Here is a 17,069-nt window from a genome sequence, read left to right as displayed (position 1 = left end):
GCCAGAACCAACAATACGTGTCAGATTTCGGATCGCTGCCCGGTAAAAACCCCGGTCACGCCACGAAACTTCCACGGGACAATCACAATTGTGACGAATTGCACAGCCATTTCCCGCAAAACGCAATTTGTTGTCGGGCGATCAGGAAGCACAAGAAGCCTGAGACAACAAGCCGGAAAGACAGGGAAAAGCCATGATGCACCAACAGCCCAAACAGATCAGCGTATCGCCGCTATTGCTGAGCGTGCTTTCAACCAGCCTGAACCTGCTTGTCGACCGCGACGAGATGGAGCAGGCGGTGAACGGTCACATGGCTGAAATCCGCCGCCTTAGCGCGATGAGCGACAAGGAACTGTCGGCGATCGGCATCACCCGCGACCAGATCGTCGCCTATGTGCTGCATGAATCGGTGGAGCTCTAGACGTGTCCGGCTTAAATGGAATCGTTTGAGCGCCGGGAGTTTGGTCTTCGGCAAGGAGGAAAATGCGGCGCAGTGCAGACACTGTCAGCGTTTTGCAACGCGGTCCGAAGGCCCGGGAACCAGGTTCAAACGATTGCAGAAAACCCGATACATTCATGATGTTAAGTGCCCGGCTGTGGTGTCTTTTGCGTTCATGCAAACTGCTTCCATTTAAACCGGACACGCTGTAGGTCCAATCGACCAAGCAATATCGGCACGCAGGCAACGCGGTGCGTACCTTTTGCATTTCAATTGAGATGGCGGACACTTTGGATGTTGGCTGGGGTGGCTGGATTCGAACCAGCGCATGGCGATACCAAAAACCGCTGCCTTACCACTTGGCTACACCCCAACGCAGGCGCCCGTATACAAAAGCCCTGAAGGTTCTGCAAGGCTGATGGGCGATTGCCTTCAGCAAAAATCGATTGTCGGGACAATGTGACCGCCGGCGTGCCCGATGGTTCGAGACTGCGGCTCCTCCCAAAGCATATGCGGTCCTGACCTGATACCGAGATACGCCGGCGGCCAAGGCCTGAATTGTCAGAAAATCGCCGGTTCGTCCAGTAAATAATTGGCTATCGTCCGGCTTCACAACACGTGCGGTGCATGCGGTCAGCGACCGGTCTGCCTGTCTTCCGTAATCATGTCGGCAGCCCTCTCGGCAATCATGATCGTCGGCGCATTGGTATTCCCGCCGATCAGGCTGGGCATGACCGATGCATCGGCAACCCTGAGGTTTTCGATGCCCCGCACGCGCAGCCGCGCGTCGGTCACGGCATGGCCATCCTCTCCCATGCGGCAGGTGCCGACAGGATGATAGATCGTATCGGCCCGGCTACGGATGTGTTCTTTCAGTTCGTCATCATTCTCATCGCCGCGCATATAAAGTTCCTTGTGGCGGAACGGTGACAGCGGCGGTGCCTGCATGATGGTGCGGGTGACCTTTACCCCCTTCACCAGGCGCTCAAGGTCCCGTTCATCGGAAAGAAATGCCGGATCGATGCGCGGCGGCGCAAGGGGATCGGGATCATTCAGCCCTACCGTGCCGCGCGAATGGGGCCGCAGAACACATACATGACAGGAGTAGCCATAACCCCAGTGCAGTTTGCGGGTGTGATCATCAACCAGGGCGCACACCATGTGAAGCTGGATATCCGGCACAGCAAGCGAAGGATCGGTTTTCAGGAAGGCGCCGCTCTCGGCAAAACTGGTGGACAGAATGCTGGGCCGGCCGGCGCGCCAGTCCGAGATTGCATGGGCGATGTTGACCGCCGCTTTCGGCCCAAGGCCGAAGAGACCGTTGTCGCGCGACTTGTAGAGCAGAATGAAATCCAGATGGTCCTGAAGATTTTCGCCGACGCCAGGAAGATCGTGGATCACCTCGATCCCAACCTGGTTCAGTTTTGCAGCACCGCCGATGCCCGAAAGCATCAGCAGTTGCGGGGAGTTGAAGGCCCCGCCGCAAAGGATAACCTCGCAGCGCGCATGCACTTTGCCCCTGTTCGAGCCGCGCCGGTATTCCATGCCCTTGGCGGTTCTTCCCTCCATGATCACCTTTGTGGCCATGGTGCCGGTCATCACCTTCAGGTTGGGCCGGCTTGATACGGGGTGCAGATAGGCAGCGGCTGCCGAGCACCGCTCACCTTCCCGCGACGGCTCGTGAAACTGGGTTACCTGATAATACCCCGCGCCTTCCTGATCCTTTCCGTTAAAATCCTCATTGCGGCGGAACTGGCAATGCCGGGCAGCTTCAAGAAAGGCTTCATTGACCGGATGCGGGCGGCGCTGTTCGGAAACCTGAAGCGGGCCATCGGCGCCGTGTAGCGCATCCGCGCCCCGGATGTTGCTTTCCGATTTTCGGAAATAGGGCAGAACATCTTTCCAGGACCAACCCTTTGCTCCTTCGGCTTCCCAGCGGTCATAGTCGGAAGGAACACCGCGCACATACAACATGGCGTTGATGGCGCTTGAACCACCCAGGGCCTTGCCGCGCGGCTGATATCCCATTCTGCCGTTAAGCCCCGGCTGCGGCACGGTCTTGAATGCCCAGTTGCGGATGCCGAAAAGACCGCGCAGATAAACCGCTGCCCCGACTGGCGTGCGGACGAGGACATCCCTGCCTTCACCGCCAGCCTCGATGAGGCAGACCGATGCCTTCGGGTCTTCGCTCAACCGGGCAGCAAGAACACAACCTGCAGACCCGCCCCCGGCAATCACGTAGTCAAATGTTTCGCCGCTCATATTGCCTTGATGCCCCAGCTTTTCGTCAACGTTGAAACCTCAGCCAACCGATGATAGTGGCACATGCTCGATAATGGCAAACCGTGGATTTAAAATGCGTTTTGAAGGCACTTCCGCCTATGTGGCAGCCGATGATCTGAAGATTGCCGTCAATGCGGCCATTGCGCTGGAAAAGCCGCTTCTGGTCAAGGGCGAACCTGGCACCGGCAAGACTGAACTGGCGCGCCAGATCGCCGACAATCTGGGCCTGCGCTTCATCGAATGGAACGTGAAGTCCACCACCAAGGCGCAACAGGGGCTTTACGAATACGATGCGGTGACGCGGCTGCGCGATTCCCAGCTTGGCGATGAGCGGGTCAACGATGTGAGGAACTACATCCGCAAGGGCAAATTGTGGGAAGCGTTCGATGCGGACGAAAAGGTCGTTCTGCTGATCGACGAAATCGACAAGGCCGATATCGAATTTCCCAACGACCTCCTGCAGGAACTCGACAAGATGGAGTTCCACGTCTACGAGACCGGCGAGACCATCAAGGCCAGGCAGCGGCCCATCGTCATCATCACATCCAACAACGAGAAAGAACTGCCCGACGCCTTTCTGCGTCGCTGTTTTTTCCACTACATCCAGTTTCCCGACCAGGATGTGCTGCACCAGATCGTCGACGTGCACTATCCGGGCATCAAGAAACGGCTGGTCTCCGAGGCGCTGTCGCAGTTTTATGAAATCCGCGAAACGCCCGGCCTTAAGAAGAAGCCCTCGACCTCCGAAGCCCTGGACTGGATACGCCTGCTGGTGGCAGAGGACATAGACCCAGCCGATCTTCGCGGCAGCGCCAGGGACGCCCTTCCCCGCCTGCATGGCGCGCTGCTGAAAAACGAGCAGGACGTCCACCTGTTCGAGCGGCTGGCCTTTCTGGCGCGCCAGCGCGGCGGGTAATCCTGTTTATGAGTTCAGGACCTGGGTCCAGGGGCACGATTTCTCTGCCGCAAAACGGTTCACATCATGTGAAAAACGCTTTATGTTCCGCAGTGTGGTGATTTGCCTTTCCTTGAAGGATGGCCGGCTTGCAGCCACGTTAAAGAAGTCGCTAAAAGGGGCCGCTGACAAAAGTCAGTTGTGAAGCCGGTAGCGATTTCGCCACCGGTTTTTTTTGTTGCCTGCATGCAAGCGGCGGGCAGACGAGAAGAGTTAAGTCCATGCCCATTCGCATCCCCGACCGACTGCCCGCCCGTGATACGCTGGTTGCCGAAGGTGTGATGGTCATGGACGAAACGCATGCCGTTCGCCAGGACATCCGCCCGCTGCATATCGGACTGTTGAACCTGATGCCCGACAAGGTGCGCACGGAAACCCAGATTGCGCGGCTTCTGGGTTCCTCCCCCCTACAGGTGGAACTGACCCTGGTTCGCGTCGGCGCCCACAAGGCGAAGAACACGTCCGAAGACCATCTGATCGACTTCTACCACCGCTGGGATGAAGTGCGCACACGCAAGTTCGATGGTTTCATCATCACCGGCGCACCGATCGAGACCCTGCCCTTTGAGGAGGTGACCTATTGGAGCGAGCTGCAGCAAATTCTCGATTGGACGACAAGCCATGTTCATTCCAGCTTTTTCATCTGCTGGGGGGCGATGGCGGCAATCCACCATTTCCATGGCATTCCAAAATACACGCTGGGAAAAAAGGCGTTCGGCGTCTACCGGCACCGCAACCTCAATCCGGCCTCGCCCTATCTTGCCGGTTTTTCGGACGACTTTTCCATTCCCGTCTCGCGCTGGACCGAAGTGCGTTCAGGCGATGTTCGCCAGCATGAAGAACTGCAAATCCTGATGGAATCCGATATTACCGGCCCCTGTCTGATCGCCGAAGAGACCGGGCGGCGGCTCTATATCTTCAACCACATCGAATACGATTCCACTTCGCTGAAGGAGGAGTACGACCGCGATGTGGCGGCGAAGGTGCCCATCGAAATCCCGCACAACTATTATCCGGCCGACAATCCCGACATGCCGCCGCAAAACCGTTGGCGCTCCCACGCCCATCTCCTGTTCGGCAACTGGATCAACCAGACCTATCAGACGACCCCGTTTGATCTGGAGAAGATTGGCGAGTAGTTTCCACCAAAACCAAACTTAGCCATATTGACTAATTTGGCTAATGTAGCTATTTTGTCTAACTTAGCTAAAATAGCCATATTGGCTGATTAGAGCCTGTGCTCGGTATGCATAAGCGAACAGGAAGCCATCATGAAGCATTTCACCGCCACGGAAGCCAAGAACCGGTTTGGGGAGTTGCTGGAGCAGGCAGGCAACGAGCCTGTTGCGATCCAGAAGAACGGGCGCGACTACCGGGTCGTGCTGGCTGCGGAAGAATACGAACGGCTCGCCAAACAGAACACGGTCCGGCCGATTATCAAGGAACTCCACAAACGCAGCATGGAACGACGGCGTGAAGTCTATGAAGCGCTAGCCAAATAAGGGCTATGCATATCTATCTTACAATTGAAGAGGCGCTGGATATCCACGCCGACCAGGTCGCTGTATTTGGCGGATCGCCGGGCATTCGTGATCGTGGGCTAATCGAGGCGGCACTTTTACGCCCCCAAACGGGCTATTATGCCGACCTGATTGAAGAAGCCGCCGCGTTGTGGGAAAGCCTTGCCATGAATCATGGATTTATCGATGGCAAAAAACGCGTTGCGCTGGCCTGCACGGAGATTTTTCTGGAAGCCAATGGGCTTCTCATTACCGCCGACAATGCCACGTTGATCGCCTTCATCTATCGTCACCTCGAGACCGGCACGTTTACCAAGGACAATCTCGATGCCTGGTTGCGGGAAAATACGAAACCTGCTTGATGTCAAACCATGTTCATTCCCTTCTTCCTGAAATTGAAAGAAGCCGGGATTCCCGTTTCACTGCGGGAATATCTTGCCTTGCTGGAAGCGATGGATGCGGGGTTGGTCACCTATGATGTGGAAGGTTTCTACTATCTGGCGCGGTCCGCGCTGGTAAAGGACGAGCGTCATCTCGACCGTTTCGACCGGGTGTTTTCAGAAATCTTCAGGGGAGTGGAGGCAGTCTCCGGCAGCGACGGCATAGAGCAGATGGAACTGCCGGAGGAATGGCTGCAGAAACTTGCCGAAAAGCACCTCAGCGAAGAAGAAAAGAAGCTGATTGAGTCGCTTGGCGGGTTCGAAAAACTCATGGAGACGCTGCGCGAGCGTCTGGCCGAACAGCACAAACGGCACCAGGGCGGCTCAAAGATGATCGGTACCGCCGGCACCTCTCCCTTTGGCGCCTATGGCTACAACCCCGAAGGGGTGCGCATCGGCCAGCACGAATCGCGCCACCGCCGGGCGGTGAAAGTCTGGGACCAGCGCAATTTCAAAAATCTTGACGACAGCGTGGAGCTTGGCACACGCAACATCAAGGTGGCGCTCAAACGCCTGCGCCGCTGGGTGCGCGAGGGAGCAGCCGAGGAACTTGACCTTGACGGCACCATCCGCGCCACCGCCGAACATGGCTATCTTGACGTCAAGACCCGGCCTGAGCGCCACAATGCCGTGAAGGTGCTGCTGTTTCTCGACAATGGCGGCTCAATGGACGACCACGTCAAAATCGTCGAGGAACTGTTTTCCGCCGCAAGGACCGAACTGAAACATCTCGAACACTTCTATTTTCACAACTGCCTCTACGAAGGGGTGTGGAAAGACAATCGCCGCCGCCACAGCGAAGTGATTGCCACCCATGACGTGCTGCACAAATACGGGCCGGACTACAAGGTGATCTTTGTGGGCGATGCGGCGATGAGCCCCTATGAGATCGTTTATCCGGGCGGCTCGGTGGAACACTGGAACGCCGAGGCGGGCGAGGTCTGGCTGCGCCGGGCGATTGAAACCTGGAAGAACTGCATCTGGATCAATCCGGTTGCAGAACGCGCATGGAACTATACCCAGTCGACGCAGATGATACGCCAGTTGTTCGGAGGCCGGATGTATCCGCTGACGCTTGCCGGCCTCGATAGCGCGATGAAGGAACTTTCCTACTGACAACGCACTTCACGTGGCAACCGGATACAAAAGCCCCGGCCAATGACCGGGGCTTGAAACGAAGCTCAACGCTTGTCAGCGTTTTCTGGCAAACAGCCCCCACACCGCAGGGACGATTGCCGCAGCTATTGCCAGCTTGATCAGGTCCGTCACAATGAACGGACCAACGCCCCATGCCAGAATCTTGTCGCTGCCGAAGAGATAGCCCATCCACAGCGCGCCCATCGTTAGCATGATTGCCTCACCGACCAGCATCGCAGCGCCAAGCTTGAATGGATTTTTGTCCCAGCCGTAATCTGCAGCAAGGCCGGTAAGCCAGGCCATTATCGCGAAACCGGCAAGGTAGCCACCGGTCGGACCAGCCATGTAGGCAAGGCCGAGCCCCTGTTCGGGAGTGCCTGTGAAGACCGGCATGCCGAACGCACCGGTTGCCAGATAGGCAGCAAGCGTGGCCAGTGCCAACCGGCTGCCATAGGCAGCAGAAAGGGTGAAGATTGCCAGCGTTTGCAGGGTAACCGGGGTTGGATTCGGCCACAGGGGAACCTTCAGCTTCGAGGAAATCGCAATCAACGCCACACCGAAGACAACAAGAAGACCGTAATGCAGCATGCGGACCGACGAGGATTCAACGATCCTGGGCGCAAGCGCCATGCTGTGGGTTGAATTTGACATGCATTCCTCCATCCAAAAGGGCCGCCAATTGCGGACTTGTCTTCGCCGGCCAGTCTGCGGCTCGGCTTTCAACCCGTTCATACCGGCATACCGGTTTGCCAATCAAGCCAAACCGTGCTTTTTCCGGTGAAAACCGATTGTGCATTTTCCCATTATGTCCTCCCTGCCCTTCAGAGCCGAGTTTGAGCCCCGATACGGTGAAGCCGTACCGGTGGACGACGGTATTGAGCGAATTACCGCACCCAACCGGGGCGCCTTCACCTTTCATGGCACCAACACCTACCTTGTCGGCGACAAGGAAGTCATGGTTATCGATCCGGGCCCGGATGAGGATAACGGTCACTACAAGACTATTCTGAACGCCGTCAGGGGCCGGACGGTAAGCCATGTCATCGTCACCCATACCCATGTCGACCATTCACCGCTCGCCCGCAGACTGGCCCGTGAAACCGGGGCACCGCTGCTGGGCGAAGGGCCTCATCGGCCGGCCCGGGATCTGCATCTTGGTGAAATCAACGCACTCGATGCTTCCGGTGACAAGGAGTTCGAGCCGGACATCGTGTTGTCCCATGGTGACGTGATCAAGGGTGACGTGATAGAGGGTCACCAGATTGCACTTGAGGCGGTGTTTACCCCCGGCCATACCGTCAACCACATGGCGTTTGCGCTGAAGGACAGTCCTTACCTGTTTTCAGGCGACCACGTCATGGCCTGGGCAACCTCGATCGTCGCGCCGCCGGACGGCAACATGGTGCAATACATGCAGTCACTGGACAGGCTTTTGGAGCATGAGCAGACCGTCTACCTGCCCGGACATGGCGGCAGGCTTAATCGGGCCCATGAGTTTGTCCGCGGATTAAGAGCCCATCGCCGAATGCGCGAAACCGCCATCCTGCACCGCATCCGCGCAGGCGATGAAACCATCCCGGAAATGGTTGGCGTCATTTACAAGGAGACCGACAAGCGCCTGCACGGTGCTGCCGCGCTTTCAGTGTTCGCCCATATCGAGGATCTGCTTCATCAGGGACGGGTGGTTTGCGATTCAACCCCTTCTCTGGCGGCACGGTATTTCCCGGCCTGAAGGGGTACAGGATCAGGACTCACGCAAGCGTGATGAGCCGGGCCTTGATCCGATCATATTTCGCGCCAAACTTGCGGTGTCGGCGCAATCCCCGCGCTGTTGTGAGAGGAGCCCAGCATGAAGTCCATTTCCATCAGCCTGGCTGTTGCAGCCCTGGCATTCACGCTGTCCTCACCTTCTGCCGTTTTTGCGGCAGGTGGCGGCGGCGGAGACACTACCCCAACCTGCCCGGCCGGAAAGGTTTACGACAAGAAAACAAAAAAGTGCGTCACCAAAAGCAGCCTCAAGGATCAGGAAAGTATCTTTGAAGCTGGGCGCACGCTTGCCTATGCCGGAAAGTATGAACAAGCAATCGAGGTTCTTTTCCGTGCGCCGGACAAGACTGACAAGCGCGTTTTGAACATGCTCGGCTATTCGCACCGCAAACTGGGCATGATCGATACGGGGATTGCCTATTACAAGCATTCCATCGCGCTCGACCCGCAATATACGCTTGTGCGCGAATATTACGGGGAGGCGCTGTTGCAGAAGGGCGACCTTGCCGGCGCCCAACATCAGCTCCAAGCAATCCGCTCGATCTGCCAGGGCGAAGAATGCAATTCCTACAAAATGCTGCTTGCCGCCCTTGAAAATCACAACGGCGGAAAAATGCCGCAAGTGCGCACCTGGTGAGGCAAGTACGCCGTCACCTGAAAATCCCGCCTGTCAGCGTTCACCGGCGAGACCAGCCAGCAGAACATCCAGTTCTGCCAGAAAATCGGCGATGTTGGCGGCATTGGAACCGAAATCATGCGGTCCCCAATCCGAGGCTGCCCGCATGTCGACCAGGGTTGAGCCGTCTTCATCGCGCAATCGGATTGCAAGGCGCGAGGGCAGTTTCAGCGCCATGGTGCGTGCCTCTACCTCGATCAGTATGTCGGGTATCAGATCGGCACCCTCGCCCTGCAACTGGAGCACTTCGGCCTCGCTACCGGCCAGTTCCCCGTCAGCGCCTTCTTCGCCATTTGAAGTCTTGTCTTCGCCATCGGCAGAGGCGGCGGCTGCATCCGGCAATTGCGGCATGTTGATTGCAGCTACCTGCTGCCAGCCCCAATTGTCCAGAATTTCCAATACGCTGATCAATACCCTTTCAGAGGGCGCCTCGTAGCGCCGGCCCACCAACTGGGGATAGCTGGCGACGATCTTTCTGGCAAAGAAATCATCATAAACGGACGCTTCATCCTGCACCGCCCCCTCATTGCGAATGAATGACGGCGGATCGAAAACATCCGTGGCTACATCGTTCAGCCTGGGATGTTCGACAGCATTAAGAAACTGGACACCGAATGGCGCCAGCAGCAGAACACCGAGCACAACGCCGTTCACTGTGGCCCGGCCGCCCTTGTATCCCTTGTCCCAGAGGTCGAGCACTGCACGTATGCCGAAAACCAGCGAAGCGATAATCATCGCAATGGCAACAGCAACAAGCCAGAAGGACTGTTCAATGGTGATCGCGCCGCCGCGGCGCAGCAGGATCGTCAACAACAGGAAGGGAACGGTGACAACCGCCAGGCGCAAGCACCATTTGGCCGCTTCTGATTCCGGCCTTTCATAGAATCCTGCCATGCCCGCTTCCCGGCTGCTGCCGCAATTGACATTGAACCAGCGATATACACGGCACCACCCGTCCATTCAACGCGTGTTGCAGGGTGATGGCAAACTTGAAGACCGCGCCATTTTCCAACCGCAAAATCGCCGCGTGAAAAGGAAACAGTGCAAGCTGTAAAACAGGGAGCGAAACATGAACCTGCAATTCCACAGGCACTCAGCGCATGCCAGGGCGCATACCGGGGCGCATACCGTGCAAAACGGCGTCAAAATGGACTTTCCCGCAAAGCCAAAAACAAGAAGCCGAACTGCCGGCAATTCCTGCTCTCTTGAACAGGCCCTTGCTGATGCCTTGCTGGAAGATGGCAAGGAGGAATTCGAGTGCATGCTCCTGTTCGAATTCCCCGCTGGAATGCTCGGAAGCGATAAAGAGCGGGCGGCTGCCTGTCTTTGCAAGCTGGGCTGTGAGGCGCGGCTTGTCTTCATCTGCGCCAGCCCCGACGGTCATTCGGTCCGGCTTTACGAGGAAAAGGAAGTGACCTGCGAACTGGTCGAATTGAGCTGGTCCTATGCCCGCATTCTGTCGTTCATGCCGGGCATGCTCACCCGGCAACGCAACGCAGCAATCAACTGAGCGGCAAAGTGATTAAGGCCAGCGTTCAGGATGTTTTGCCGGCACGATGCCGGACGGCGGCCTGTGCGGCAGCAAGCCTGGCAATCGGCACGCGGAAAGGCGAACAGGAAACATAGTCAAGCTCTATGCTCTCGCAAAAGTGGATCGAGATCGGGTCGCCGCCATGCTCACCACAAATGCCCAGTTTCAGTTCTTCCCGGGTTTCGCGGCCGCGTTCTGCCGCGATCCGCATTAAATCGCCGACACCTTCCAGATCGAGCGAGATGAAGGGGTCGCGGTCGACAACGCCCTGTGCCTCATAGGTCGGCACGAACTGGGTCGCGTCATCACGGGAAATACCGAAAGTGGTCTGGGTCAGGTCGTTGGTGCCGAAGGAAAAGAATTCTGAAACCTCGGCAATTTCCCCTGCCCTGATCGCAGCCCGCGGCAGTTCGATCATGGTGCCGACCTGATAGTTGAGCTTTACGCCCGTCTCATTCTCGACGTCCACGGCGATCCGGTCGATGGTTGCCTTCACATGGTCGAGTTCCCGCTTGAGGCTGACCAGTGGCACCATGACTTCAGGGATCACCTGATTGCCGGTGCGTTTTCCCGCCTCAATGGCAGCTTCGAAAATCGCCCTTGCCTGCATTTCGGCGATCTCCGGATGAGAGATCAGCAGCCGGCAGCCGCGATGACCGAGCATCGGATTGAATTCGCGCAAGGCGGTCGCCCGCATCTTCAGCTTGTCCGGATCGATCCCCATGCCCTTTGCGACCGCTTCAACATCACTGTCCTCATGGGGCAGAAACTCGTGCAGGGGCGGGTCGATCAGGCGAATGGTAACGGGCATGCCGGCCATGATCTCGAACAGTTCGACAAAGTCCGCGCGCTGCATGGGCAGGAGCTTTGCCAGCGCCTCGCGGCGTTCGGCCTCGGTGTCGGCAATGATCATTTCGCGCATCGGGGTGATGCGGTCTTCCTCAAAGAACATGTGCTCGGTGCGGCACAAGCCAATGCCCTCTGCGCCGAAGGAGTGGGCAGCGCGTGCCTCCTTTGGCGTGTCGGCATTGGTGCGAACGCGCATGCGGCGAACCTCATCGGCCCATTCCATGATGGTTCCAAATGCGCCGGAGAGTTCGGGCTGCTCCATTTCGACATTGCCGCTGAGCACCTGCCCCTTGCCACCGTCGAGGGTGACCACATCTCCCTTGTGAAACACACGGCCGTTGGAGGTCATGGTGTTGTTCTTGTAATCGACCTTCAACATGCCGGCCCCGGAGACACATGGCTTGCCCATGCCCCGGGCGACCACAGCCGCATGGCTGGTCATGCCGCCGCGCTGGGTCAGAATGCCCTGGGCTGCATTCATGCCATGGATATCTTCCGGGCTTGTCTCCACCCGGACCAGAATAACCGGCCTGTCCTGCGCGGCGATCTTTTCGGCCTCGTCGGGGTTGAAGACAATTTCACCGGTTGCCGCGCCGGGAGACGCCGGCAGGCCCTGGGCAATGACGTCGCGCTCGGCCCCTTCAGAGATTGTTGGATGCAATAGCTGATCAAGCGTTGCCGGTTCGACCGCGCAGACCGCTTCGCTGCGGGAAATGACGCCTTCTTCAGCCATATCAACCGCAATGCGCAGGGCTGCCTTGGCAGTGCGCTTGCCTGACCGGGTCTGCAGCAGCCAGACCTTGCCGTCCTCGATGGTGAACTCAACATCCTGCATGTCGCGATAATGGCGTTCCAGAACGGCAACGTTGCGCTCCAGCTCCTCAAACGCATCGGGCATCAGCTTTTCCAGGGAAGCGCGGTCGGAACCGGTGGCAAGGCGTGCTTCCTCCGTCAGATCCTGGGGCGTGCGGATGCCGGCCACCACATCCTCACCCTGGGCGTTGACCAGAAACTCGCCATATAGACCGCGCTTGCCGGTGGAGGGATTGCGGGAAAAGCACACGCCGGTTGCGGACTGTTCGCCGCGGTTCCCAAATACCATGGCTTGTACATTGACGGCCGTACCCCAATCCTTCGGGATATTGTTGATAGAGCGGAATACAATGGCGCGCTGGTTCATCCAGGATGCAAATACCGCCTTGATTGCTCCGGCAAGCTGAAGGCGCGGGTCCTGAGGGAAATCCTCGTCCAGTTCTTCGCGAATAAGCGCCTTGTAGCGTGCAATGACGGAGAGCCAGTCATCGGCATCAAGACCGGTGTCCTGATCATGGCCGGCATCGGCTTTCGCATTGTCGATGATTTCCTCAAAAAGCTCATGATCGACGCCCATGACCACATCGCCATACATCTGGATGAAACGGCGGTAACAATCATAGGCAAAGCGCTTGTCGCCCGTTTCCGCGGCCATCGATTCCACGGTCACGTCGTTGAGGCCGAGATTGAGCACGGTGTCCATCATTCCGGGCATGGATGCACGGGAACCCGAACGCACCGACACCAATAGCGGCTTTTGCGCATCGCCAAACGTCCTGCCGGTAACCGCCTTCAGCCGTTCAAGCGCTGCTTCAACCTGGCCATCCAGATCGGGGGGAAGCTGCTTGCCATTGGCATAAAAGAAATCACAAACCCCGGTGGTGATGGTGAAGCCCGGAGGCACCGCCAGATCGAGCGACGACATTTCGGCAAGATGAGCGCCCTTGCCGCCAAGCAGGGCTGTCATCATGGCATCGCCTTCAGCCTTGCCATGTTCGAAACTGTAGACCCATTTCGTCATCAGACGGCCCATCCCCGGTTTGTCGCGCAAACCCGTCGCACGCCTACCGGAAAATGCCGCATTGCGGCACGCCATGGCAAGCGGTTTTTGCCGTTTTCAAGCTGTTTGGACCGGTTTGAGTAGCCCGAACAGACAAAAATGCCCCATGCTAGCCGGCTTCGCGGATGCGCTCTGCCTCCTGCAGATCGACGGAAACCATTTTACTGACCCCGCGCTCGGCCATGGTCACGCCGAACAACCGGTTCATCCGCGCCATGGTGATCGGGTTGTGGGTGATGATGACAAACCGGGTATCGGTAGAGGAAGCCATCTCGTCCATGAGGTTGCAGAAGCGCTCCACATTGTGATCGTCCAGCGGCGCATCGACCTCGTCAAGCACACAGATCGGCGCCGGATTGGTGAGAAAGACCGCAAAGATGAGCGCCAGTGCCGTCAATGCCTGCTCCCCGCCGGACAGAAGCGTCATGGTCTGCGGCCTCTTGCCCGGCGGGCGGGCAAGGATTTCCAGACCGGCTTCAAGGGGATCATCGGATTCAATGAGCTGCAGTTCCGCCGTGCCGCCGCCGAACAAATGGGTAAAGAGGCGCTGGAACTGGCCGTTGACCACATCAAAGGCTTCCAACAGGCGCTCACGCCCCTCCTTGTTCAGGCTGGCAATGCCGGCCCGCAACCGGCGGATCGCCTCAACCAGATCGTCCCGCTCCAGCACCAGCGCATCACGCTGTTCGCTGATTTCGGTTTGCTCAAGTTCCGCCCGCAGGTTGACGGCGCCCAGGCGCTCCCGCTCGGATTTGAGCTTTTCCAGCCGTGTTTCTGCAGCAGAAAGTTCAGGCAGGCTTTCGCCTTCCTTGACCTGTGCCATCGCCAGGGTTTCGTGTGGTTCGCATTCAAGTTCCTCTCGAATGCGGTCCTCGATCTCGCTGCGGCGTTCGCGGGCTGCGCTGACCCGTTCTTCAGCCCTGGCACTTTCCTCCCTGGCTTCTGAAAGGGCAACAATCGTGTCCTTTGCGCGCTTGTCGGCTTCGGCAAGCCGGTTTTCGGCTTCCGCGAGCACGTCTGCTGCTTTCTGACGCTCGGCTTCAGCCTGTTCGATAAGGCTTGTAAGCTCGCGTCGCCGGCCCTCTGCCTCAGCAGGGCCTTCCTCGATCGAAGCCAGTTCGTCCTGGGCCGTTTCAAGGCGCTTGGTGAGCTGCTTGATCTGATCGGATGCATTGGCAACGCGGCGCTGCCAGTCGGCCCGCTCGGTCTTGATCGTTTCCAGCCGCCGTCCCCGGGTTTCAGCTTCCCGTGACAGACCGTCAAAATCGGCGCGCACTTCGGCAAGACGGGCACGATCCTCCGCCACTTCCGACTTCAGCGTCTGCAGATCGCGTTCCAGTTCAGACACATCGGCAATGCCTGCAAGCTGGCTTTCCGCCTCCTTGTAGAGCGCCAGCGAATCCTGGGCGTCATCGGCGAGACGGTTGCGCGCTTCCTCAAGCGCCGATCTGCGTGCGGTGAACTGGCCTGCCGCCCGTTCGGCTGCAGCAATCGCGTCACGGGTTTCACCCAGTTCCTTCTGGGCGGCGCGCCAGGCTTCCCTGGCATCGCGAACTGCTTCCGCCTTGCCCGCAGCATCTTGCCGGGCCTTTTCAAACAGGGCTTCAGCTTCCCGCAGGGCCCTGGTTGCTTTGATCGCTTCGCGGTCAAGCTCATTCAGGCGGTTCTTCTGGGCAAGCCGCTGGGCGGCCGCCGTGGGGGCCTCGCTGGTTGCCTGGTATCCGTCCCAGCGCCACAGATCGCCTTCCAGCGAAACCAGGCGCTGACCCGGCTTCAACAGTGCCTGCTGAGCCTTGCCGGATGCCTGTTCGACAATACCGGTCTGGGACAGGCGGCGATGAAGTTCGGCAGGCGCCCTGACCACATCGGAAAGGCTTTTGGCGCCTGCAGGCAGGGGCGCGGCCTCAAACGCATCCTCCAACAGGTGCCAGCGAACCGGTGCGGAAGCATCGGTGGAAACGTCCAGATCCTCGCCCAGCGCCGCACCCAGCGCCTTTTCATAACCAGGCTCGACATGTACCCGTTCGACCACGGCGGGAAACATGTCCTGGCCGCCCTGATTGAGGATACGGTTCAGGGTGCGCGCTTCCGTCTCGATGGCACCCAGCTTCTGTTTCAACTCGGCAAGCAGCGGGCGTGCTTCCTGTTCGCTTGTCTGGGCCTGTTCGGCTGCTGACTCCGCAGCAGCCAGATCGGCTTCGGCATCGGCAACGCGCTTTTCAAGCAGGGTTGCGCGATTTTGCAGGTCAGCATTGCCCGCAAGGCGGGCAATCTCTGCGCCCACTTCCGCCAGTTCGGCCTCCACGCGGCTGGCCTGCTCGTCGAGACGGCGGCGGCGGTCGCCGGCATCCTTGATTGAGCGTTCCAGCAGCGACTTGCGCGTATTGGCTTCGGCAACCGTTGCTGTCAGCTCGTTCAGCCGCTGCTCGCTTGCGGCAAGCTTTGCGGAGACGTTCGCCAAGCGCTCCTTTGACTGGGCTTCGGTCTCGCTCATCGCGGTGGACTTGGCGATGAGGTCGGCCTCCTCCGCATCAAGGCGCGACAGGATCTCCGAGTTTTCCCCTACCAGCCGCTCTTCACGTGCGATATCATCGCGAAGCTGGGTAATCCGGTTCTCCAGTTCTTCCCGCCTTGCCGCGATGCGGCCAAGCTCCTCATCAATCTGGTTTCGGGCGATGGTCAGGCGCTGCAGCGCGGCGGCGGCTTTTGCCTCCGCTTCGCGATGCCCGGGCATCTGGTGGGCGAGAACTGCCTGCTGTTTTGCAGCCTCTGCCTGAAGCTGCGCCCGCTCGCCCACGGTTGCAGAAGCCTGGGACAATCTGCTTTCGGCTTCGGCCTCCGCGCTCTTTGCTGCCGTCCAGCGCAGATGGAAAGCCAGTGCCCCTGTCTTGCGGATGTCTTCTGAAATCGTACGGTAACGGTTTGCCTGCCGCGCCTGGCGCTTCAGGCTGTCCAACTGGCTGTCCAACTGGCCGATGACGTCCTCAAGACGCTCCAGATTCTGGTCGGCAGCGCGCAGGCGCAATTCAGCATCGTGCCGTCGCGAATGCAGGCCGGAAATGCCGGCGGCCTCTTCCAGCAGCGCCCGGCGGGCCTGAGGTTTGGCCGAGATCAGTTCGCCGATCCGCCCCTGTCCCACCATGGAGGGCGAGCGGGCTCCGGTCGAAGCATCGGCAAACAGAAGCTGGACATCCTTGGCGCGCACTTCCCGGGCGTTGATACGGTAGGCCGAACCCGATTCGCGCTCAATGCGGCGCGAAACCTGCAATTCGTCCTCGTCGTTGAAGGCAGCGGGCGCAGTGCGGTCCGAATTGTCCAGGAAAAGGATAACTTCCGCCGAGTTGCGCGAGGGACGGTTGCCGGAGCCGGAAAAGATGACGTCATCCATGCCGGAAGCGCGCATGTTCTTGTAGGAGTTTTCACCCATCACCCAGCGCAGGGCTTCAACCAGGTTGGACTTGCCACAGCCATTGGGGCCGACGATACCGGTCAGCCCTTCCTCGATGAGAAATTCGGTCGGTTCGACAAAGGACTTGAAGCCGAGCAGGCGCAGCTTGTTGAATTTCATGACTGCCCGCCTTTACAAATGGCCGCGGCAG

General features: G+C 58.7%; 14 protein-coding genes, 1 tRNA gene and 1 riboswitch. Of the genes, 9 read left to right on the top strand and 6 right to left on the bottom strand.

All coding sequences use genetic code 11. The features are described from left to right. Positions 1-193 precede the first annotated feature (193 nt). Positions 194-421: a DUF1127 domain-containing protein gene (locus tag BVL55_RS03810; RefSeq protein ID WP_075995802.1), complete on the top strand. Its 228-nt coding sequence runs from the start codon at positions 194-196 to the stop codon at positions 419-421. 316 nt (positions 422-737) lie between these two features. On the opposite strand, the gene BVL55_RS03805 is transcribed toward BVL55_RS03810, so the two are convergent. Next, positions 738-812: transfer RNA gene (locus BVL55_RS03805), tRNA-Gln, on the bottom strand. 260 nt (positions 813-1,072) lie between these two features. Further along, on the bottom strand, positions 1,073-2,701 hold the full coding sequence (locus BVL55_RS03800; protein ID WP_075995801.1) for a GMC family oxidoreductase: 1,629 nt from the start codon (positions 2,699-2,701) through the stop codon (positions 1,073-1,075). Between the two features lie 94 nt (positions 2,702-2,795). Between BVL55_RS03800 and BVL55_RS03795 the strand changes: the two genes are divergently transcribed. The 5 genes from BVL55_RS03795 to BVL55_RS03775 all read left to right on the top strand — a co-directional run bounded on the left by BVL55_RS03795 (position 2,796) and on the right by BVL55_RS03775 (position 6,753). After that, a complete protein-coding gene (locus tag BVL55_RS03795; protein WP_075995800.1) occupies positions 2,796-3,638 on the top strand; it encodes an AAA family ATPase in 843 nt (280 codons plus the stop codon). A gap of 84 nt (positions 3,639-3,722) precedes the next feature. After that, positions 3,723-3,815: riboswitch (SAM riboswitch) on the top strand. An 83-nt stretch (positions 3,816-3,898) separates the two neighbouring features. After that, positions 3,899-4,816, top strand: a complete 918-nt coding sequence (gene metA, locus BVL55_RS03790; protein ID WP_075995799.1) for a homoserine O-acetyltransferase MetA — start codon at positions 3,899-3,901, stop codon at positions 4,814-4,816. A gap of 132 nt (positions 4,817-4,948) precedes the next feature. Then, positions 4,949-5,179 (top strand): type II toxin-antitoxin system Phd/YefM family antitoxin, encoded by a 231-nt coding sequence (locus BVL55_RS03785; RefSeq protein WP_075995798.1) that lies wholly within the window; start codon positions 4,949-4,951, stop codon positions 5,177-5,179. A gap of 5 nt (positions 5,180-5,184) precedes the next feature. Next, positions 5,185-5,559, top strand: a complete 375-nt coding sequence (locus BVL55_RS03780; protein ID WP_075995797.1) for a type II toxin-antitoxin system death-on-curing family toxin — start codon at positions 5,185-5,187, stop codon at positions 5,557-5,559. A gap of 9 nt (positions 5,560-5,568) precedes the next feature. Then, positions 5,569-6,753, top strand: a complete 1,185-nt coding sequence (locus tag BVL55_RS03775) for a vWA domain-containing protein (RefSeq protein WP_075995796.1) — start codon at positions 5,569-5,571, stop codon at positions 6,751-6,753. Between the two features lie 75 nt (positions 6,754-6,828). On the opposite strand, the gene BVL55_RS03770 is transcribed toward BVL55_RS03775, so the two are convergent. Beyond that, positions 6,829-7,425, bottom strand: a complete 597-nt coding sequence (locus BVL55_RS03770; RefSeq protein WP_075997866.1) for a biotin transporter BioY — start codon at positions 7,423-7,425, stop codon at positions 6,829-6,831. Positions 7,426-7,579: 154 nt separating this feature from the next. On the opposite strand from BVL55_RS03770, the gene BVL55_RS03765 reads away from it, so the two are divergent. Together BVL55_RS03765 and BVL55_RS03760 are read left to right on the top strand one after the other, a co-directional pair. Beyond that, the gene (locus tag BVL55_RS03765; protein WP_075995795.1) at positions 7,580-8,506 is read left to right on the top strand and encodes an MBL fold metallo-hydrolase; all 927 of its coding nucleotides are present in this window, start codon (positions 7,580-7,582) and stop codon (positions 8,504-8,506) included. 117 nt (positions 8,507-8,623) lie between these two features. Continuing rightward, on the top strand, positions 8,624-9,178 hold the full coding sequence (locus BVL55_RS03760; RefSeq protein WP_075995794.1) for a tetratricopeptide repeat protein: 555 nt from the start codon (positions 8,624-8,626) through the stop codon (positions 9,176-9,178). A 33-nt stretch (positions 9,179-9,211) separates the two neighbouring features. Here BVL55_RS03760 and BVL55_RS03755 read toward each other — a convergent pair whose 3' ends face one another. Continuing rightward, the gene (locus BVL55_RS03755) at positions 9,212-10,111 is read right to left on the bottom strand and encodes a DUF1499 domain-containing protein (protein ID WP_162841445.1); all 900 of its coding nucleotides are present in this window, start codon (positions 10,109-10,111) and stop codon (positions 9,212-9,214) included. A 175-nt stretch (positions 10,112-10,286) separates the two neighbouring features. Here BVL55_RS03755 and BVL55_RS03750 point away from each other — a divergent pair, with 175 nt between their 5' ends. Then, positions 10,287-10,727 carry a hypothetical protein gene (locus tag BVL55_RS03750; RefSeq protein ID WP_075995792.1) on the top strand — a complete coding sequence of 147 codons (441 nt, stop codon included), beginning with the start codon at positions 10,287-10,289 and terminating at the stop codon, positions 10,725-10,727. A 25-nt stretch (positions 10,728-10,752) separates the two neighbouring features. Here BVL55_RS03750 and ppdK read toward each other — a convergent pair whose 3' ends face one another. Together ppdK and smc are read right to left on the bottom strand one after the other, a co-directional pair. Further along, entirely contained in the window at positions 10,753-13,431 is a 2,679-nt protein-coding gene (ppdK, locus tag BVL55_RS03745; protein ID WP_075997865.1) for a pyruvate, phosphate dikinase, read from the bottom strand. Between the two features lie 148 nt (positions 13,432-13,579). Next, positions 13,580-17,038 (bottom strand): chromosome segregation protein SMC, encoded by a 3,459-nt coding sequence (gene smc / locus BVL55_RS03740; protein ID WP_075995791.1) that lies wholly within the window; start codon positions 17,036-17,038, stop codon positions 13,580-13,582. Between the last annotated feature and the right edge of the window lie 31 nt (positions 17,039-17,069).

It is taken from the genome of Salaquimonas pukyongi (genome assembly GCF_001953055.1).
Taxonomy (GTDB): domain Bacteria; phylum Pseudomonadota; class Alphaproteobacteria; order Rhizobiales; family Rhizobiaceae; genus Salaquimonas; species Salaquimonas pukyongi.
The sequence above is the reverse complement of the archived record's forward strand: the minus strand, read 5'-3'. Positions and strand labels throughout refer to the sequence as shown.